The organism is Flavobacterium hydrocarbonoxydans (assembly GCF_009789235.1).
Classification (GTDB): domain Bacteria; phylum Bacteroidota; class Bacteroidia; order Flavobacteriales; family Flavobacteriaceae; genus Flavobacterium; species Flavobacterium hydrocarbonoxydans.
This window is the reverse complement of record NZ_WSTB01000002.1, coordinates 218,703-238,217: the sequence shown is the minus strand read 5'-3', so window position 1 is coordinate 238,217 and position 19,515 is coordinate 218,703. Positions and strand designations below refer to the sequence as shown.

Genomic DNA, 19,515 nt, shown 5'->3' with positions numbered 1-19,515 from the left:
GTCAGGCTAAACGCTCAAAAATCAGTCTTTTAGAGTGTTTTGGTGATTTTTTTATACGAAAAAACGCCTTATTTCGATCGAATTAAGGCGTTTTTATATAATTATGAGAAAGGTCTTCTAAATACTATTTATTTTTCAAAAAATGATTTAACAAAAATGAAGTTGAACTATCGTGCGTGTTTATAGTTTTAGTATTTATTTCATCCAAAATCGAATTGGCTAATTGTTTTCCTAATTCAACTCCCCATTGGTCAAAACTAAAAATATTCCAGATTACACCCTGAACAAAAATCTTGTGTTCGTATAAAGCAATCAACGAACCCAATGTTTTTGGAGTCAGTTTCTGGATCAAAATAGTATTCGTTGGTTTGTTTCCTGTAAAAACTTTAAATGGTCGTAAATAAGAAGCTTTTTCTGCAGCAAGTCCTTGTTTGTCAAATTCTGCCTGAACCTGAGCTTCGGTTTTTCCTGTCATTAAAGCTTCGGTTTGTGCAAAAAAGTTCGACATCAATTTGTCGTGATGATCATCATTACCGTACAATGGTTTTACAAATCCAATGAAATCTGTCGGAATCACTTTTGTTCCCTGATGAATCAACTGGAAAAAAGCGTGTTGCGAGTTCGTTCCAGGTTCTCCCCAAATGATAGTTCCCGTTTGGTAATTTACAGGTTTTCCGTCACGGCCAACACTTTTGCCATTACTTTCCATGGTAGCCTGTTGCAAATACGGCGCTAATTTTGATAAATATTGGGTGTACGGAATCAAAGCTTCGCTTTCGGCTCCGTAAAAATTATTGTACCAAACACTTAATAATGCTAAGATTACGGGAATATTTTGATCAAATTCTGCCGATTTAAAATGCTCATCGGTTTCATTAGCCCCTTTCAATAATTCACTATAATTATCAAAACCAATGGCCAAACTAATGCTTAAACCAACGGCACTCCATAAAGAAAATCTTCCGCCAACCCAATCCCACATCGGGAATACGTTTGCCGGATTGATTCCAAATTGGGTAACTTTCTGGATGTTAGTAGAAACTGCTACGAAATGTTTAGCAATGTCTCCCTGACTGGCTGATTTCAAAAACCATTCTTTAATTGTTTCAGAATTGGTAAGGGTTTCTTGTGTCGTAAAAGTTTTAGAAACAATGACAAAAAGTGTCGTTTCTGGATTTAATTTTTTGATGATTTCGTTTACATGATCACCATCAACATTCGAAACAAAATGTACATTTAAATGGTTTTTGTAAAACTGCAATGCTTCAACCGCCATAACAGGCCCAAGGTCAGAACCTCCAATACCAATATTGACAACATCTGTAAATGCTTTTCCGGTAAAACCTTTTCTTTCGCCAGAAACAACTTCGTGCGTAAAGTTTTTGATTTTGTTTTGTACTTCGTAAACTTCTGGCATTACATTTTCGCCATCTACTTTTATCACAGCTGATTCTGGCGCGCGTAATGCGGTGTGCAAAACAGCTCTGTTTTCAGTTTGGTTAATGATTTCCCCACCAAAATACTGTGAGATAGCATCTTTCAGTCCAATAGAATTGGCTAATTCCAATAAAAGCGAAAGTGTCTCCTGAGTAATATTATTTTTAGAATAATCAACTAAAAAGTCATTCCATTGCAAATTGAATTTTTCAACACGCGCTGCGTCTTGTTCGAATAATTCCTGTATAGTAGTAGTGTGAGTAGCGTTATAGTGGTTTTGTAGATTTTTCCACGCTTCAGTCCCGGTTGGGTTTGTTGTGTTTAAAGCCATTTTTTTGTTTAATTGAAAATTTGGTTATTAAAACGCAAAAATACTGAAATTACTTTTAATAGCTTAGTGCTTCACATTTATATAACAATTAGTTACGAAAACGTTTTATGGGAATTAGTACTTAGAATTATTCTATTTTTATTTTCTCCCATGAAGTAACTAATTTTCCGTTTTCTGTAATGTCACTGATCACAAAATACTTAAGATTATTTTTTGAGATTTTCTTAAAAAGTTTTTTAAAATCATTCTCAATAGTATATTGATCATTTAGAACAAAAGAAAATGATTTTATTTCTTTCCACTTATTGTTTTTTAAGCTATATATAGTAATTGCTTTGTAGCGGCTGGCACAAGAAGAATAATATTCGGCTATTTCGCTTTTTCCATCTTCGTCAATATCTCCAATATTTATTATACTTGTTGGATGACAGCAATTAGAGTCAGTTATAATTCGGGGAATGTTGTTATCTGTGAAATAATAAGAATCTCCTTCTTCACAATAATTCAATGCATGTAAAACAAATACAGAATCTGCTTTTTTATCTCCATTTAAGTCTCCTAAATTATTAAATCCTTCATTATAAAACTCATCGAACATTTTTCTGTGAAGTCTAATAGGGTAACATTCTTTTTTTATGCTTTCAATTTCATAATTTGAAATATCTAATTTGAACTTTCCTTTGAGAATGGAATCATTAATAAATTGAATATCGTTTGATAATATTGAATCTTTCGATGTGCCTTTCTTAATTGCTTGTAATTGTTCTTTATAAGAAAGAGTAGTAGTGATTTTAGGTTTTGAAATAACTTTTTTAGGTTTCTCATTATTTCTCTTACATCCAATGCAAAGAATTATTAGTATTATGAAAAGCTTTTTCATTATTTAAAATTTAAGTGTAAGAGTAGCGTTTTGCGAATTTTGACTAAAAAAAATTACCAAATCTTCCACCAAGGCTTTTTATTCACCGATATAGTTTTCTTCTCGGTATCGATTTCTATTCTCTTGGGTAATTCTATTTTAATTTTAGAATCATCAAAATATATTTTGCCGTTTTCATCAATTCCAATAGGAGATTTTGTTCTTGCTTTCCAATCTTCGGTTTGTAATTGTGGTATTAAATCTGAATCGATTTTGTCAATGAATTTCTTTCTGGCTTTTTCGGTGATTTCTTCTTCTAAGTTTGAAGTTGAATTCTTGAAAAGCGAAAGTGAATTATCTGGGATGTTTAAAAGAAAAATTTGGGTTTTATTTCCTGTTTTTTGAATATCCAATACTTTAAAATAAGCAATACTATCCAAAAGAAAGTGACCCATTTTTGCCGAATCAGGATTGAATTTTGATAGGTCTTTGACATGAGCACTTGCAATCAGGTACCTTACGTTTCCAGAAAGTCCTCCACCAAGAGAAGTCATGTCGGTAAACCCCTTTTCCTGAATTATTTTACCAATTTTATAATTCGAAATTAAATCTTCAGAAAGAGTAGTGTCTCTGTAAAATAGCTTTAAACCTGAAAATGTTTCATTATAAATTGCTTTAAGACGAGTGTTTTTCATGGTTTATTATTTTTTTAGAAATGGATTTTCAATAAAAAATTACAAATTCCCAATACTATCCAATTCTCTTTTCAAAGGTTCGATTTGTTTAAAGAAACGTTCTTTGTATTGTCCGGCAAGAGATTCCCCAGTTGGCAAATTCAGGCGAAGTGCATCCACTTGTACTCCGTTTTTCCAGAAACGATAACAAACATGAGGACCGGAAGCCAGTCCTGTACTTCCTACCAAACCAATTTTTTGTCCTTGCGTAACATGTTGCCCGCGACGAACCAAAATTCGGGACATGTGCAGGTATTGCGTAGAGTAAGTTTTGTTGTGTTTTACTTTTACAAAGTTTCCGTTTCCTGCCGTGTAGCCAGTTTGCTCTACAACTCCAGAGGCGGTTGTAGAAATTGGCGTTCCGGTTGGAGCCGCATAATCAGTTCCTTTGTGGGCTTTCCATCGGTGCTGTACAGGGTGAAAACGATTCATAGTAAATCTCGAAGTGATTCTGCTGAATTTAATTGGTGTTTTCAAAAAGAAATTTTTCAGAGTTTTTCCCTGATCATCATAATATTCTACTTTACCGGAAAGTGAATCTTTTTCAAACGGAAAAGCATAAATTATTTTTCCTTTGTATTCAAAAAATGCAGCTTGTAGCTCTTCAACACCGTCATACGTTTTGCCATTTATAAAGCGTTCGGTAAAAATTAATCCGTAGCGGTCGCCTTTTTTAAGTTTAAAAAAGTCAATAGACCAGGAGAAAACTTTGGTAATTCTATTGGCAAGTGCGGCTTCAACGCTATTGTTTCCTAAAGTTTCAGAAAGTGAACTTTTTAAAACGCCACCAATTATTTTCCGTCTAAGTGTAACGGGTTTTACTTTTTTGTAGGCTTTCGCCAAAGTGTCTCTAACATCAACCACGTAATAGGTGAGCGCATCAGGCTGATAAATAAAATATTCTAATTTGTTGGTTTTATTTTTCGACCGAAGCAGGGTGTAGGGTTTGTTGTACCGAATGCTTCTTACATTAAAAGAATCTTTTACCTGAGCGACTATGGTATAGACTTGTTTGTCGCCAATGTTCTGACTTTCGATAATGGTTCCAAATGTGTCGCCCTTTTTTATGGTATCCTGAACAATATTAAAGTCAGCGTAATTAAAGCCAAATTCTATTTTTTTAGGTTTTGGTTTACTAATTTTAGTTTCAACTTTTTCGGCAGTTTTGTTACATGAAAATATTGAAAATAATACTATTATAATTACGAATGCTTTTTTCAAACTTTTATTTTTTTTTAGAAATTAAACGGTTGGTTCATTTCCCCAATTAGACAATTCTTCTTCGCTCCACAATTTAGGAAAAAAGATGCGTCTTTGAAATTTTGGATGCATATATTTTTGCCAGTCGCTTCCGCCAGTCGCTTCGCCGTTGCCTTTTCCGCTTTCCAGGATGTATTTTATCGCTGTATTAAGGTGTTGCATGACCCAGGTAATGTTCACGGTATGGTCATAATGGCGCATTGCTTTTATCAGCTCCGGATTTTCCTGTGCTTCGGTAGGTAATTGTGTAAATTTTTGCCAGATATTTTTGGTTTTAAAACTCTTCATCTGACGTAAAAATTGCTCTTTATATTTATTTTCAAATTCCTGAAGTAAATAGGATTTTTGACCTGTTTTATAATCTTTTCCAGCTGCCTGCCAATACAAATGTTCAAAACTGGTTTCGAAATCGGTATTTTCATCAAAATTTGCTTTGTATCTGCGATCTGTCAGGTTGATAACATCGGTTGAGGCAAACTCAATCATTCTGTATTGTGCACTCTGAAAACCACTTGCGGGTGTCAGAGTGTTTCTGAATTTCATATATTGCTCGACTTCCATTCCGTTTTCCATAATACTGAATGAATTGGTCAGCATATCAAAATAGCGTGTGATTCTGGATAGTCTTTCGCTGAAAAAAGCAACCTGAATATTTTCAGTATCAGCTATCTGATCAATTTCCCACAAAATCATCTTAAAAATCAACTCGTTTACCTGATGATACATGATAAAAACCATTTCGTCAGGCAGTGTGGTACGTTGGGTTTGAAGACTTAAGAGTGCATCAGTTTGAATGTAATCCCAATAGGTAATAGGTTTTGACCAAAGTAAACCTTCTAATTGTACATCAGTTTTTTGATTTATTGCCTGGTATTTGAGATCAATTTCTTTTAATATTGATGCTGAACTGTCCTCTGTGGTATTCATTATTTTTTTACTTTAAATGGATGTTTTAATCCTTTGTATGCGTCCAGATCTGCTTTGAGCGATCCAACGGCTAAATCTGCTTTTATTCTTACAGGAACTTTGTTGTCATCGTCTGAAATCCAAAGCGTTAAGCTTTCTTTTTCTTTAAAGACACGCCCGGTTTGTACCAATGGTTTGAAAACCATGCAAGAAACGGTGCCAAATTTAGTCGTAATATCTTGACGACCTACATATTTTAACTTAAATTTTGTGATTTCGTCATCAAAAAACATATCAATTCCGATGGATTCACCTGATTTAAGCTTGTCAATGTTGGGGTGATTTCTTAAATAATAAAAAGAAGAAACAATGTCTTGTACGTCGTCATTATTAATTACAAGTGTTTTTTCAGACTTGTGTTTGTAGTCTTTAACCAAAATTCTGTTTTCTTTTTGATTAAAAATGCCTTCCTGATTTTTAGTGTAGCCGCCTTCGTCTATTTTTCGAATGTAACGATAAGGGTTTCCGGTTTCTTTGTCGAAATAACTTTCGTATAAATCTTCTACTTTAAAGAAAAATTTTGACATTCCGGTTGTGTAACCTTTACCCACAGCATGAAAAACTTTTTTATTATTAATTGTTGCGTCTTTTACTTCAAGTGTTGCGTAACCGGCATTTACAATTCCGTAATGAATCCTGAATTTGAAGTATTCGCCAGTATCAAAGGCGTCCTCTTGTTGTGTATCAAAGCTAAGTGAAGTGAGTATTAATATGGTGAGAATCAATTTTTTCATAGTACTATTTGTCTGTTTATTTGTATTAAACGCAAATTCTATTCCAAATTTAACAAAACAAAAAAACTCAGTCAAGTAATGACTGAGTTTTTATGCTATTAACTAACCAAAAAACTATAAATTATGAAATTTATATCAATTAGGAAGGAAACCACCCCTTCCTGATTTGCGAGTGCAAAGATAGATACAAAGTTTATAAAATAAATAGCAAAAAGTGAGTTTAACAAAACATTTGCATAAAAATCAACGTTTTACGGTGTATTTTTTTGCATAATGTAAAAAAAAAGCAGTTTTACAAAGTTCCTCTCAATTCCTGTTCTCTCTCAATCGACTCAAAAAGGGCTTTAAAGTTACCTGCACCGAATCCTTTTGCTCCCATTCTTTGAATAATTTCGAAGAAAAGTGTTGGTCTGTCCTGAACAGGCTTAGTAAATATCTGTAATAAGTAACCGTCTTCATCGGCATCGACCATGATGGCTAATTTTTCGATTTCGTTCAAATCTTCTTTCATCATATCCATGTGAACGCCTAAACGTTCAGGAATTGCCTGGTAATACGTATGGGGCGGAGCCGACAAAAATTCTACTCCACGTGCTCTTAGTTGCGAAACCGTTTTGATAATATCATCGGTTGCGATGGCAATATGCTGAATGCCAGGTCCGCCATAAAAATCTAAATATTCTTCAATTTGTGATTTTTTCTTTCCTTCTGCTGGCTCGTTGATCGGGAATTTGATTCTTCCGTTTCCGTTAGACATTACTTTACTCATCAATGCCGAATATTCTGTAGTAATTTGTTTGTCATCAAAGGATAGGAAATTCACAAAGCCCATAACGTCTTCGTAGAATTTTACCCAGATATTCATTTCGTTCCAGCCTACATTTCCAACCATGTGGTCAATATATTTCAGACCAGTAGGCTCCGGATTGTAATCGGATTTCCATTCTTTGTAACCTGGTAAGAAAACACCGTTGTAGTTTTTTCTTTCTACGAAAATGTGAACGGTTTCTCCATACGTATAAATTCCAGAACGTACGACTTCTCCAAATTCATCTTTTTCAACCGTTGGTTCCATAAAGGAACGAGCGCCTCGTTTCATGGTTTCCTCGTATGATTTTGTAGCATCTTCAACCCAAAGAGCAGCTACTTTTACACCATCCCCGTGTTTTTGAAGATGTGCATGTATTGGAGAATCCTGTGTTAAAGGTGTGGTCAGAACAATTCTGATTTTGTCTTGTTTCAACACATAAGAAGCTCTGTCTTTTACTCCGGTTTCTAATCCGGCATAAGCCAAAGATTGATATCCGAAAGCAGTCTTGTAATAATGTGCCGATTGTTTGGCGTTTCCAACATAGAATTCTACATAATCGGTTCCTAATAAAGGAAGGAAATCCTGAGCTCCTTCGAAAATTTTCTCTAATCCGTATTCTACTGATTTTACTTGTTTCATAATTAGATAATTTGACAATGAGAAAATGAGATAATTTTGAAATGTTTTAAGTTGATCAATTTTCCAATTGACACATTTTCTAATTTTCTAATTCCTCATCTTAGATGTTGATATTATTTTATTTAAAATTTTTAAAATCTCTGATAATTCATTCAGTAATTCTTCGCAATCTGGATAACTTTTGTGAGCATCACATAAGAATAACCAGTATTCAGTCTCGTCGGCTTCCTTGATCGCAATTTTTAATTTATGAATAAAGTCTGCTTTGCTCTCTGCGTTTTGCGATTCTTTTGAATTGGCTCCTATTGATGTTCCGCTTTTTAATAATTGATTTGCAATTACAAATTTCTTTTGTTCTTGTAGCTCACTTGTATAGTCAATTATATTAAGAGCAAAGTTGAAAGTTTTTATTAAAAGAGCGTTGTCTTTGTATTTTTCGTTGAAAGTCATTTTGAATTAGTTAATTAGAAAATTTGATAATGAGATAAATTATTATCAAAGATAATAATTTGTAATTTAAATACTACAAATAAGTATTGTTTTAATTATCTTTTTTTAATTGGCACATTTTCTAATTTTTATGTGCTTTCAAAAACATTATCTAATTATCAAATTGACACATTATCTAATTCGCTACTCCGTCCAGGATTTATAATATTGTCCATCATCAAGTCCCATAGCTTCTTCGGTAACCATCAATGGCCTGAAAGTATCCACCATAACGGCTAATTCCTGGGTTTCTTTATGACCAATACTGCGTTCCATTGCACCAGGAGCTGGTCCGTGCGGAATGCCTTTTGGATGCAACGTGATATGACCCTGCTCAATATTATTACGGCTCATAAAATCGCCATCGACATAATACAGTACTTCGTCTGAATCTATATTGCTGTGATTGTAAGGTGCCGGAATTGCCTTCGGGTGATAATCGTATAATCTTGGACAGAATGAGCAAACGACAAAAGTGGCCGTTTCGAAAGTTTGATGCACTGGTGGCGGTTGATGAACGCGCCCAGTTATAGGTTCGAAATTATGAATCGAAAATCCGTACGGAAAATTGTAGCCGTCCCAACCCACAACGTCAAAAGGATGTGTAGCATAAACCACTTCGTGAATCATACCTTCTTTTTTGATTTTAATTAAAAAATCACCTTTTTCATCGTGTGTTTCCAATTCGTTTGGCAAAATAAAATCGCGTTCACAAAAAGGCGAATGTTCCAAATGCTGACCTGATGCGTTTTTATAACGTTTTGGTGTATAAAAAGGAGCGTAAGATTCAACGTAGAAAAGTCGGTTCTCCTGGGTTTCAAATTCTATTTGGTAAATGATTCCGCGTGGAATAATAAGGTAATCGCCGTATTCAAAAGGAATATTGCCTAACATGGTACGCAGTTTCCCTTTTCCTTTATGGATGAAAATCATTTCATCGGCATCGGCATTTTTGTAGAAATATTTTGTGAGCGATTCTTTTGGAGCTGCCAAACCTATGATACAGTCTTTGTTGACCAGCATGGCTTTGCGACTATCCAAAAAGTCGTTTTCAGGTTTTAATTCAAAACCTTTAAATAATAATGATTTTATGTTTTTTCCGATTGCAATTTTAGGTTCAACCGAATATGAATTCAGAATTTCCTTAACCTGTGTAGGTCGGTGAACATGGTATGACAAGGATGAATGTCCGTGAAAACCTTCGGTACCAAACAATTGTTCGTAGTAGAAACCACCGTTTGGTTTTTCGAATTGGGTGTGTCTTTTTTGAGGAAAGTTTCCAAGTTTATGATATAATGGCATGGCTTTTCAATTAGATAATTTGTAAATTAGATAATTCGAAAAATTTGAATTGTATGAACAGATAATCAGTTCATTTTACTCAATGACTAATTACCTCAATTCGATAGCCTTTACTCAGGATTTCTCTTAATAAGGAATTGAAGATACTCTAATAAACCTGTCCATTTTGTTTTCATTACAACAAATATCGTAATTTTTATTGATTTAAATTACAAATTAAAACAAAAATCCGATACTAAACCAGGTAAAGCCCTTTGGGTTTTCCGGTGACCAGGAATACTTAACTTCGATCGGCCCAATAATGGTTTCTAAACCATAACCAACTGCATAACCTGTGTATTTGGGCATCGAAACCCAATCGACACTGCTAAAAATATCGTCGCCGAGATTGGCAAAATTGGCTGAAAAATTGATATGGTTTTTCTTTACAATTTCATAATCTGCCGTGATTGCCGACTTGATAAAACTATTTCCTGCAATACTCAGGAAATCATAACCATAAAAATAATTGAAATTATTCGTTTTATTATAACCATATCCACCAAGGATATAATCAAAAAAGGGAACACTTTCATTGCCAAATGTCAGACCTGCTTCGGCCTGAAATTTTATAGTCGCTTTTCTGAAAAGTGTTCTCGCAAAACCGGCTTCAGCTTTGGCAGTTGTAAAAGGATTGAATAATCCTGTATAATTTGAAGAGGCTAAATACGTCTGAATATCTCCCGATCCATACCAGCCTCTGCTCGGGAAACTCTTATCATCAAAAGAATCATATTTTAGATATCCAAAAAGGCTCCAATACGTACTTTCATCTATTTTTTGGTCAATATTGGCAAGGGTAGGCGATTTTATTTTTAGAAATTTATGTTCGACACCTCCGCCCATTAAAAATTTTTGTACAAAAATGGTCTGGAAATAAGCCTGATTCGAAACATCCAGAAACTCTACATTAATCAAATTAATGTTTGGGTTCTGCGTTGAAGCATTACTGATGCTTGTGGTAACATTACGGTTGAACTGATTTAATCTGGAACGAAAACCAAAGCTGATATTAAATCCATTTTCGACATAATAATTTAAATCGTATCTGAAATTATCTCCTAAAATAATATCCAATGAGGTTACATCATTCTTTAAAAAAGTTTTCTTGTGCGTAAGATTTAGTAAAACGGCACTTTTATAAAGTCCGTCATAATGCAAGCCCAGTTTTAGGTAGGTTTGTGTTGGGTTTTCCTGTAATTCTAAGTTTAAATCGTCTTTTTGGCCATTTGGGTCAAGACGATAAGACAATGCACTAAAGTTTTGTGTCGCATTGATATTATTGATTCCAACTCGTAAATCCTGATACGTAATTGTGCTTCCTGGTTTAAAACGAAGTTTACTGTTGATATATTCTTTGGTAAAATTATCTAGTTTATTACTATTTATTTTTGCAATTTTTAATGTATCTGTTGCTATTTCTAGCTTAGGCTTTTTGTAATAATGCTCTTCATCTACTAACGATTTGATTTTTTCGTAAACGCTAAAGGCAGCATCTTCTCCTTTTCGAATGATTTCAGAACCTTTGTCAAAAGAAATCACACCGTAATCGCTTATATCAGGTTTGATATAAACATCGGTGTTTTTTATTTTTCGTTTCATTTTGTCGATAGACTGGAGATTGGTAATCTGTACTAGTATTCTCGTAGCATTTTTCAGGCTTTTACGATCTAATAAATCGTCTTGTACATCAACACCGATAATAATATCAGCACCTAAATTACGAACTTCTTTGATTGGATAATTGTTGACTACACCACCATCGACTAATAATTTTCCGTCGATTTCAATTGGAGAAAATAAAGAGGGGAATGCAGCACTTGCCATCATAGCCTGAACTAAATTGCCTTTGTCTAATACGACTTCTTCGCCGGTTTCGATGTTTGTTGCAATACATAAAAAAGGGGTTGGCAGTTCATTAAAATCACGAACATGTCGCACATTTCGGGTAAGGCTGCTCAATAAATTATAATTGTACATTCCTTTTGAGAGCGCTTCCGGGATTCCTACTTTTAAATTACTGAAAGGCAAGGCCAATGCGTACAATTCGTCATTTTTTTTGCCATAGAAATTTTTTGAAGAACGCGGGATATAATCGTTTATCAGTTCATCAAAATTCGTTTGTTTGAATATAGAATCGATTTGAGCTGCATTGTAACCTGATGCGTAAAGTCCGCCAACAATAGCACCCATACTGGTTCCGCCAATATAATCGATTTTGACTCCTGCTTCTTCCAGAACTTTTAAAACGCCAATATGTGCAAAACCTTTGGCACCACCGCCGCTTAAAACCAAACCTATTTTGGGTCTTTTTGTACTATTGGTGCTATCCGGAGTCTTTTCTTGTGAAAATGACTCCTGCGAATTAAACAGAAAGATTGTTATAAAAACGAGTGCCACGCCACTGATGGAAATGGAAAACTGCGAGAGGCAAAAAGCTATTTTTTCTTGCCAAAAAAGAGCGACCCAAGAAGCTCCTTTTTCTGGCGTAGAAAAAAAGATTTTTGACCGAGTATTTGTAATGGACAGCAGTTTTTGGCGCATAAAAGAAAACTAATTGGTTTTGTAAAAGTCGGTAATTTTTTTGGCTTTTGCTACTCCAACAACAGCTGAAATTTCTTTTTCTGTAGCCAATTTCAATCTTTTAACACTTTTGAAATGTTGTATTAACGTAAGCATGGTTTTTTCGCCAATGCCCGGAATGCTTTCTACCGAAGAGTTAAGGGCGGCTTTGCTTCGTTTGTCACGATGAAAAGTGATGCCGAATCGGTGGGCTTCGTTACGTAATTGCTGGATGACTTTTAACGTTTCGGATTTTTTATCGAGGTACAACGGAATCGAATCGCCGGGATAAAAAAGCTCTTCGAGACGTTTGGCAATTCCGATAATGGCAATTTTTCCGCGTAAACCTAATTCGTCGATACTTTTTAAGGCTGATGAAAGCTGTCCTTTTCCACCGTCTATAATGATCAATTGCGGAAGCGGTTCGTTTTCGTCTAATAATCTTTTGTAACGGCGATACACAATTTCGGTCATCGAGGCAAAATCGTCTGGGCCTTCGACCGTTTTTACGTTAAAATGGCGATACTCTTTTTTGCTTGGTTTTCCGTCTTTAAAAACGACGCAGGCCGCAACCGGATTGGTTCCCTGAATATTCGAGTTGTCAAAACATTCGATATGGCGAGGCTCTACAGGCAAACGCAAATCTTTTTGCATCTGCGCCATGATGCGATTCGTATGACGATCAGGATCTACTATTTGCAATTGTTTAAGCTGTTCGATTCGGTAAAATTTGGCATTTCGGATTGATAAATCCAGAATTTGTTTTTTATCACCCAGTTGCGGAACGGTTATTTTGATGTTTTCGCCCAAATCAACTTCGAACGGAACAATGATTTCTTTTGATAATAAATGAAAACGCTCCCGAAGTTCTATGATGGCCAGTTCGAGTAGTTCTTCATCTGATTCGTCCAGTTTTTTCTTTATTTCTAAAGTATGCGAACGAATGATCGAACCATGCGAAATTTGTAAAAAGTTGACATACGCCGCACTTTCGTCTGATACAATCGAGAAAACGTCTATGTTGGTAATTTTTGGATTTACAATCGTGGATCGCGATTGGTAATTTTCAAGGACTTCTATTTTTTCTTTGATTTTCTGGGCTTCTTCAAAACGTAATTCCTGGGCATGCAGCATCATTAAGCGCTTGAAGTCTTTCATGCTTTCTTTGAAATTTCCTTTCAGGATTTCACGAATCGCATCCACTTGTCTTTGATAATCTTCTATTGATTCCAATCCTTCACAGGGACCTTTGCAATTGCCAATATGATATTCGAGACAAACTTTGAATTTTCCCGAATTGATGTTTGATTCGCTCAAATCATAATTGCAGGTTCGCAAGGGATATAATTCTTTGATTAAATCCAAAATAGTATGTACCGTTTTGAAACTGGTGTACGGGCCAAAATATTCAGAACCGTCCTTGACCATTCTACGGGTCGAAAATATTCTCGAAAAAGGTTCTTTTTTAATACAAATCCAAGGATAACTTTTGTCATCACGAAGCAGTACGTTGTAACGGGGCTGCAGGGTTTTGATCAAGTTGTTTTCTAACAAAAGCGCATCGGTTTCGGTAGGAACCACAATGTGTTTTATGGTTACAATTTTCCTTACCAGCACATTAGTTTTGGCGGTATCGTGAATTTTATTGAAATAGGAAGAGACTCTTTTTTTTAAATTTTTGGCTTTGCCAACATATAAAATTTTGCCGTCTTTGTCATAATATTGATACACGCCAGGATTGTCTGGCAGGGTTAGAATTTGGAGATCTAAAGACGGTTTTTGCATGCTGTTTTATTTCTGGAAATAGAGTAAAAAGTGGTTTCAAAAATCATTCCGATTTTGCCACAAAATGTAACGTTATGTTACTACAGCGGCCTTGGCGCTAAATTAAGCCCATTATTCGGATTTGCCAAATCATCCTAAATACAAAACAACTTTCTATTTAATGAATTGTCCGAATTTGTTGTAGAAAATTATTTTTTGAGTTCAACAAATGTGTAAAATAAAAAAGTCGATTTAGTTTTCTCTAAATCGACTTTTTTATTTGGGCTATTGTATTTAAATAGGTAAAGATTTTAAGTCACTTAAACTTTTCTTTGCCAGTTCTATCTTATCCGTAAACAATTCTTTTCCTTTAAGATTATTAGCAACAGTTGCAATTCTCTCTTTAATTATTGTTGATTCAACAATAACTTTAGAAGCTTTTAAAGTTGGTTTAATTGTTTTCATACTATTAAATTACATTAGAAATAATGCTTAATTATACACAAATTTATATTATTTTTTCTTGTAAACCAAAATGTCATTGTAATCTTGGTTTGGAATATATTGGACAAATGTGTTTTCTTTTGTTTTATTGCGTCCAAAAAAAATAAATTCTTTACATAGTTCATCGAAGTTTTTATCTACATAATATCTATATGCTTTTATTCTTCTTTGGTAGTTCTTGCATTTATCTACGCATTTCTTTCTACAATCTGGAAGACAATTATTTATAAAATCTTCATGACTATCACTACCACTAACAATAATTACTGCGTCTGGGTTTGTTTCAAAAAAGACAGGAACAGTACTTAATACGGTATTAAATACTATATAAATATCACCATTGTTACTGTTAATATCGTCAATAATTGTGCCGTTGGCTTCATCATAATCTCCAAAACCTAAATTATAGACGGTTCTTGCTCCCAAAGTAGTTACAGGTGAGTATTCAATTGCTTTAATGATTGTTTTTTCACCAATGCTGGCAAACAAATATTGGATTTTTATTTCGTCTTCAATTTGTTCGATATGATATATTGGTAGAGTTTTCAAAGTGTAGTTTTTTTTAGAATAAGTTTGATGAATTAATTTAAAAAACTAATAAGCTCATGTTTAAAGATTTAGTTTTTTTGCAAACTTAACGATAATTTCCTACAAATCGAATTAATTTCAAATTTACGAAATCAAAAGAATAATTTCTATATTTAGATTTTATAATTCGATATGAAAAACAGCAAAACTTTGGTGATTTTTGGCGAGACGATTTTGCCCGGTGAAAGCAGAACTATAAATGTCGAAATTGCCCGCTTACACACTACTACAAAATTAAATATTCCGATTATCGTACGCCGTTCAAAAATTGATGGGCCGGTGGTTTTATTTTCGGCTGGAATTCATGGTGATGAAATAAACGGGGTAGAAATTGTGCGGCAGATTATCAGTAAAAAAATAAATCGCCCTTCAAGAGGCACTATTATTTGTATTCCGGTTATTAATATGTATGGCTTTGTCAATAAATCGCGTGAATTTCCGGATGGACGGGATTTGAACCGGGTTTTTCCTGGAAGAAAAAAAGGTTCTTTGGCCAGCCGGTTTGCGTTTCATATAACAACTCAGATTTTACCAATTTTAGATTATGCGGTAGATTTTCATGCAGGTGGAGCAAGCAGGTTTAATGCGCCACAAATTCGAATTACCGAGAATAATCCGGAGCTGAAGATTCTAGCAGATGTTTTTAATGCACCGTTTACCTTGTTCTCTAAAAATATTGCAGGTTCTTTCAGAAATACATCTGAAAAAGCCAATGTGAAAATGCTGCTTTTTGAAGGCGGAAAATCTATTGATATTAATAACATTGTGGCCAATGAAGGCGTAAAGGGTGCTAAACGCTTACTGGCACATTTGAATATGCTCAATAGCAACCAAATTGTGGAGCCTTTTGAAGCACCAACGATTTATATCAAAAATTCGGTTTGGCTGCGGGCTAAATGTTCCGGTTTGCTGCATGATTTTAATTTGGTTGGGAAATATGTGCAAAAAGGGACTATTTTAGCCACGATTACCGATCCATTTGGTAAGTTTGAGCGAAAAGTAAAAGCGCCTCATGACGGTTTTATTATCAATGCCAATCATTCACCAATTGTTTATGAAGGCGACGCGATTTATCACATGTCTAATACCAATCCTGACTATGACGAAGAATAAGAAAGATTTACGTTTACAGTATAAAAATCTTCGAAAGGAACTGACTCTTGATGATCTTGAAGAAAAGAGTCTGGCTATAGCCAATACAATTCTGAACTTACCCATTTGGGAGAAAACCTATTTTCATGTTTTTCTGCCTATCGAAGAGCAGAAAGAAGTGAATACGGAGTATATTTTGCATTTACTTTCGGGTAAAGACAAAGAAATTGTGATTTCTAAAAGTGATTTTGAGTCAAGAGGAATGACTCATTTTTTATTGACGGATAACACTAAAATCAAGAAAAATGAATACAATATTCCGGAACCTGTAAATGGTTTGCCCGTTCCATCGCAAACTATCGATGTAGTTTTTGTACCGCTTTTGGCATTTGATATTTTAGGAAATCGCGTGGGCTACGGAAAAGGGTTTTATGATAAATTTTTAGCCGAATGTAAGCCGGAAACCATCAAAATTGGACTTTCTTTTTTTGAAGCTGAATCAGAAATCGAAGATGTTTTTGAATTGGATATAAAACTGGATTATTGTGTGACGCCTGAGAGGATTTATGCGTTTTAGGTTTTTGAACCATATAAGTTATATAAGCTAATGGAAGTTTTTTAAAATTACCCGTTGTGTTTGATTAATAAAAATTAATTAAACACATAGAAAACATAGATTTTATGATTTTTAAAAAAAAAAGGAAATCAAAAAGAAACTCGTTTTTTCACACATAGTTATGTGTTAAAAATAATTTCACCCAACGGGTTAAAATTAAACTCAACAGCATTTACCTTGAATCTCTTATATACCTTATATGGTTTAAATTTACTTCACCTCGCGAATTGCCAAAGCTTCAATCCAGCCTTCGGTTCCGTCTGTCAGTTCTACTTTTTTCCAGTTTTCTAAACTTTCTTTTACATAAACAACTGCGCCTTCGTGTAACAATATTATTTTAGAACCAGATTTTTGTGGCTCGTTTCGTAATTCGGTCATTTCTGCAAAAACTACTGCTGGTCTGTCATTATCAAAATGATTTTTTTCAGACATTCCTGCTGAAACCGTTAACAATAAAGCAAAAAGAAGCACAAACATCCCAATGAAATACAATCTTTTTGAAAGTGTTAACTGTGAAAAATAATAACCAATAAAACTCAACAAGAAAGCAAAAGAAATTTCGACTGAAATTATAGCCCAGGTATTATAATCGAAGATAGAAGTGAAGTTCTGAATTAGTTTTGCAAAACCTACTTTTGGCACTTCTTTAATTTCGTCAATAGTTAGTTTTTTGGCAAATTTCAGATTATTTAAAGTTTCAGTATCATTTGGTTTCAGGACCAAAGCTTTTTGGTAATTGTAAATCGCAGGAGCAACTTTATTCAGTTTATAATAACAGTTTCCTAAGTTAAAATACAGCTCCGCCGATTGTTCTTTATTATCCGTTACGACAGTCTCATAAGCCTGCGCCGCTTCCTGGTAAAAACCTTTTTGGTACAGGGCATTCCCTTTCTCAAAGCTAGCCTGAGCAAAGAAAGCTTGTGAAATTAATAAAAAGAGATAGAGTATATTTTTCATTTTAATTTTTATTTAAGACCTAACAGGTTTTATAAACTGTTAGATCTTGTCTTAAATTTTAAACAATTTGCTTTTCTAATTCCGAAATAATTAAAACCGCTTTGTCGTAATCCTGCTGAATAGATGCAGTTGAAGCCGGTGCATAACGTGCAAACTCGCAATTTTCTGTCAGAACAATAAAACTTTGAACGGTTTCAGGATTTGCATTTCGGGATAATAATAATTCACGAATATTGTCTTTGCTCATTTCTGAAGTTTCGATATGTAGTTTCGCTTTCAGGAAATTGTGCATTGCTTTTTCCAGTGCAATATAAAATGGCTCTTTGTTGTTAAGCTGTTTCTTAGCTTCAGACAAATACTTTTTAGCCAATTTATTATTCATTTTAATTCGGTTACCCGTTACATCACTGTCAATTGCATCTTTTTTCTTCTTCGCCAGGATTATAATCGGGATGATGATAAATGGTAAAAGCAATAAACCGTAATACAATTTCGAACCATAAAAATCTTTTTTAGCAGTACTTACTAAAACGGTTCTGGTTTTAATATGTTTAAATTGTTCCGCTTTTGCAACAACATTTTTAGAACTGGTGTTGGCTTCTGCCGGCGTTGGACCATCTAATACATCCACCATAATTTCTGAAGAAGTAATGGTTTTATAGGTTTTTGAATTCAAATCAAAATAAGAAAACTCCATCGGTTTAATGGCATATTTTCCTTTGTATTGCGGAATAATGGTGTATTTATCCGAAATTTTTCCGGACATTCCAGCTAGTGAAGTTGTCACTTTTTCGTCATGAACGGGATCGTACATTTCTAAAGCGTTTGGAACAACTGGTTTTGGCAATGTAAACAATTTCATGTTTCCGTCTCCAGTTGCAGTGACCATTAAATCCAGACTTTCGCCGTTTTTCAAGGTTGTTTTCGAAGGTGTAACAGTAAAATTAAATTTACCTACAGCGCCTGTAAATCCAATTGGTTTTCCAGCTTCCGGAAGTGCTTTTACATTAATAGTTTTGGCTCCTGCCGATACTACTTTATTTCCTTGAGTAAGAATCATTTGTCCAAACATATCTCTACGATTGCTAGGATATTCTACACCAATATCAAGAGACAATGGCTCAATGGTTAGTAATCCTGCTTTTTGAGGATATAAAATAGTTTTTTTAAGAACTACGAAATAAGATCTTTCTCCTTTATAATTTCCTTCTTCTATTTGTAATTGTTTGATTTCGATATTTTGATTCCAGAAATCATTGTATTTGGGTTTTCCGAGTTCTTTAAAACCGTTTACATTGATATTATTAAAATACAATTTGTAAACCACCGTGATGGGTTCGTTCAGGTACGGATTTGTCTTCGAAATTTCAGCGATTAAGTTTAATGACGAATCATTTGAACCACCTTGTTGCTGCGGATTGTTAGGGTCATTTTCCTGCGGTACAGCATTGGTAACTTTTATTTTTATGGGTGCTGTTTTGTAGGCTTGGCCATTATATTCAATAGAGGCTTGTTTTATAACAAAATTTCCTTTTTGAATAGGCTGAAGGATATAAGAGTATATTTTCTGAAAAGAACTTCTGCCATTCACCCAGGATTGGCTTATTTGCTGACTTGGACCTGCGACTACTCTGAATCCTTCAAATGCAGGCTCCTCAAAGTTATCGCCATCAACATTCATCATAAAGTCAATGCGAAATCTTTCGTTTTGCCCCAGAGTGTTTTTGCTCACTCTGGCTTCAAACTGAACCTGGGCCATAAGCCCTTGAAAACTTAATAGTAATAGAACTAAGTGTTTTTTCATTACTCGTTTATTCTTTTTTATCTTTTT

18 protein-coding genes are annotated in these 19,515 nt (G+C 34.4%); 3 read left to right on the top strand and 15 right to left on the bottom strand.

Features of this window, described 5'->3' with window-relative positions:
- Window positions 1–124 precede the first annotated feature (124 nt).
- The 10 genes from pgi to GON26_RS04215 form a co-directional block, all read right to left on the bottom strand.
- Window positions 125–1,768, bottom strand: coding sequence for a glucose-6-phosphate isomerase (gene pgi / locus GON26_RS04260; protein ID WP_160373486.1), 1,644 nt, complete (start codon window positions 1,766–1,768; stop codon window positions 125–127).
- 127 nt (window positions 1,769–1,895) lie between these two features.
- On the bottom strand, window positions 1,896–2,648 hold the full coding sequence (locus tag GON26_RS04255) for a hypothetical protein (RefSeq protein WP_160373485.1): 753 nt from the start codon (window positions 2,646–2,648) through the stop codon (window positions 1,896–1,898).
- Between the two features lie 53 nt (window positions 2,649–2,701).
- Entirely contained in the window at window positions 2,702–3,322 is a 621-nt protein-coding gene (locus GON26_RS04250; protein WP_160373484.1) for a hypothetical protein, read from the bottom strand.
- A gap of 39 nt (window positions 3,323–3,361) precedes the next feature.
- Window positions 3,362–4,582: a M23 family metallopeptidase gene (locus GON26_RS04245; RefSeq protein WP_160373483.1), complete on the bottom strand. Its 1,221-nt coding sequence runs from the start codon at window positions 4,580–4,582 to the stop codon at window positions 3,362–3,364.
- A gap of 21 nt (window positions 4,583–4,603) precedes the next feature.
- Window positions 4,604–5,548: a tryptophan 2,3-dioxygenase family protein gene (locus GON26_RS04240; protein ID WP_160373482.1), complete on the bottom strand. Its 945-nt coding sequence runs from the start codon at window positions 5,546–5,548 to the stop codon at window positions 4,604–4,606.
- Entirely contained in the window at window positions 5,548–6,321 is a 774-nt protein-coding gene (locus tag GON26_RS04235; protein ID WP_160373481.1) for a DUF3108 domain-containing protein, read from the bottom strand. The genes GON26_RS04240 and GON26_RS04235 overlap by 1 nt, the downstream gene beginning before the upstream one ends.
- Before the next feature lie 292 nt (window positions 6,322–6,613).
- Entirely contained in the window at window positions 6,614–7,774 is a 1,161-nt protein-coding gene (gene hppD, locus GON26_RS04230; RefSeq protein ID WP_160373836.1) for a 4-hydroxyphenylpyruvate dioxygenase, read from the bottom strand.
- Between the two features lie 84 nt (window positions 7,775–7,858).
- Window positions 7,859–8,221: a four helix bundle protein gene (locus tag GON26_RS04225; protein WP_160373480.1), complete on the bottom strand. Its 363-nt coding sequence runs from the start codon at window positions 8,219–8,221 to the stop codon at window positions 7,859–7,861.
- Between the two features lie 183 nt (window positions 8,222–8,404).
- Window positions 8,405–9,562: a homogentisate 1,2-dioxygenase gene (locus GON26_RS04220; RefSeq protein ID WP_160373479.1), complete on the bottom strand. Its 1,158-nt coding sequence runs from the start codon at window positions 9,560–9,562 to the stop codon at window positions 8,405–8,407.
- 216 nt (window positions 9,563–9,778) lie between these two features.
- Window positions 9,779–11,896 (bottom strand): patatin-like phospholipase family protein, encoded by a 2,118-nt coding sequence (locus GON26_RS04215; protein WP_230407894.1) that lies wholly within the window; start codon window positions 11,894–11,896, stop codon window positions 9,779–9,781.
- Between the two features lie 7 nt (window positions 11,897–11,903).
- Here GON26_RS04215 and GON26_RS21645 point away from each other — a divergent pair, with 7 nt between their 5' ends.
- Window positions 11,904–12,158 carry a hypothetical protein gene (locus GON26_RS21645; RefSeq protein WP_230407893.1) on the top strand — a complete coding sequence of 85 codons (255 nt, stop codon included), beginning with the start codon at window positions 11,904–11,906 and terminating at the stop codon, window positions 12,156–12,158.
- Here the strand turns inward: GON26_RS21645 and uvrC are convergent.
- The 3 genes from uvrC to GON26_RS04200 all read right to left on the bottom strand — a co-directional run bounded on the left by uvrC (window position 12,155) and on the right by GON26_RS04200 (window position 14,980).
- Window positions 12,155–13,948, bottom strand: coding sequence for an excinuclease ABC subunit UvrC (uvrC, locus tag GON26_RS04210; RefSeq protein WP_160373477.1), 1,794 nt, complete (start codon window positions 13,946–13,948; stop codon window positions 12,155–12,157). The two genes, GON26_RS21645 and uvrC, sit on opposite strands and share 4 nt — an antisense overlap.
- Before the next feature lie 273 nt (window positions 13,949–14,221).
- The gene (locus GON26_RS04205; protein WP_160373476.1) at window positions 14,222–14,392 is read right to left on the bottom strand and encodes a hypothetical protein; all 171 of its coding nucleotides are present in this window, start codon (window positions 14,390–14,392) and stop codon (window positions 14,222–14,224) included.
- A gap of 48 nt (window positions 14,393–14,440) precedes the next feature.
- Window positions 14,441–14,980, bottom strand: coding sequence for a DUF6934 family protein (locus GON26_RS04200; protein ID WP_160373475.1), 540 nt, complete (start codon window positions 14,978–14,980; stop codon window positions 14,441–14,443).
- Window positions 14,981–15,151: 171 nt separating this feature from the next.
- On the opposite strand from GON26_RS04200, the gene GON26_RS04195 reads away from it, so the two are divergent.
- Both GON26_RS04195 and GON26_RS04190 read left to right on the top strand, forming a co-directional pair.
- Window positions 15,152–16,132, top strand: coding sequence for a succinylglutamate desuccinylase/aspartoacylase family protein (locus GON26_RS04195; RefSeq protein WP_160373474.1), 981 nt, complete (start codon window positions 15,152–15,154; stop codon window positions 16,130–16,132).
- Complete coding sequence (locus GON26_RS04190) at window positions 16,119–16,688, top strand: 5-formyltetrahydrofolate cyclo-ligase (protein WP_160373473.1); 570 nt, start codon at window positions 16,119–16,121, stop codon at window positions 16,686–16,688. Before GON26_RS04195 ends, GON26_RS04190 begins: the two co-directional genes overlap by 14 nt.
- A 249-nt stretch (window positions 16,689–16,937) precedes the next feature.
- Here the strand turns inward: GON26_RS04190 and GON26_RS04185 are convergent, their stop codons facing one another.
- Both GON26_RS04185 and GON26_RS04180 read right to left on the bottom strand, forming a co-directional pair.
- The gene (locus GON26_RS04185) at window positions 16,938–17,684 is read right to left on the bottom strand and encodes a tetratricopeptide repeat protein (RefSeq protein WP_160373472.1); all 747 of its coding nucleotides are present in this window, start codon (window positions 17,682–17,684) and stop codon (window positions 16,938–16,940) included.
- A gap of 58 nt (window positions 17,685–17,742) precedes the next feature.
- Window positions 17,743–19,488, bottom strand: a complete 1,746-nt coding sequence (locus GON26_RS04180; protein WP_160373471.1) for a BatD family protein — start codon at window positions 19,486–19,488, stop codon at window positions 17,743–17,745.
- Window positions 19,489–19,515: the final 27 nt, after the last annotated feature.

What these genes read in the sequence shown, in the direction of transcription:
- pgi (WP_160373486.1), bottom strand. Translation starts at nt 1,768, where the DNA reads ATGGCTTTAAACACAACAAACCCAACCGGGACTGAAGCGTGGAAAAAT.
- GON26_RS04255 (WP_160373485.1), bottom strand. Translation starts at nt 2,648, where the DNA reads ATGAAAAAGCTTTTCATAATACTAATAATTCTTTGCATTGGATGTAAG.
- GON26_RS04250 (WP_160373484.1), bottom strand. Translation starts at nt 3,322, where the DNA reads ATGAAAAACACTCGTCTTAAAGCAATTTATAATGAAACATTTTCAGGT.
- GON26_RS04240 (WP_160373482.1), bottom strand. Translation starts at nt 5,548, where the DNA reads ATGAATACCACAGAGGACAGTTCAGCATCAATATTAAAAGAAATTGAT.
- GON26_RS04235 (WP_160373481.1), bottom strand. Translation starts at nt 6,321, where the DNA reads ATGAAAAAATTGATTCTCACCATATTAATACTCACTTCACTTAGCTTT.
- GON26_RS04225 (WP_160373480.1), bottom strand. Translation starts at nt 8,221, where the DNA reads ATGACTTTCAACGAAAAATACAAAGACAACGCTCTTTTAATAAAAACT.
- GON26_RS04220 (WP_160373479.1), bottom strand. Translation starts at nt 9,562, where the DNA reads ATGCCATTATATCATAAACTTGGAAACTTTCCTCAAAAAAGACACACC.
- uvrC (WP_160373477.1), bottom strand. Translation starts at nt 13,948, where the DNA reads ATGCAAAAACCGTCTTTAGATCTCCAAATTCTAACCCTGCCAGACAAT.
- GON26_RS04205 (WP_160373476.1), bottom strand. Translation starts at nt 14,392, where the DNA reads ATGAAAACAATTAAACCAACTTTAAAAGCTTCTAAAGTTATTGTTGAA.
- GON26_RS04195 (WP_160373474.1), top strand. Translation starts at nt 15,152, where the DNA reads ATGAAAAACAGCAAAACTTTGGTGATTTTTGGCGAGACGATTTTGCCC.
- GON26_RS04190 (WP_160373473.1), top strand. Translation starts at nt 16,119, where the DNA reads ATGACGAAGAATAAGAAAGATTTACGTTTACAGTATAAAAATCTTCGA.
- GON26_RS04185 (WP_160373472.1), bottom strand. Translation starts at nt 17,684, where the DNA reads ATGAAAAATATACTCTATCTCTTTTTATTAATTTCACAAGCTTTCTTT.
- GON26_RS04180 (WP_160373471.1), bottom strand. Translation starts at nt 19,488, where the DNA reads ATGAAAAAACACTTAGTTCTATTACTATTAAGTTTTCAAGGGCTTATG.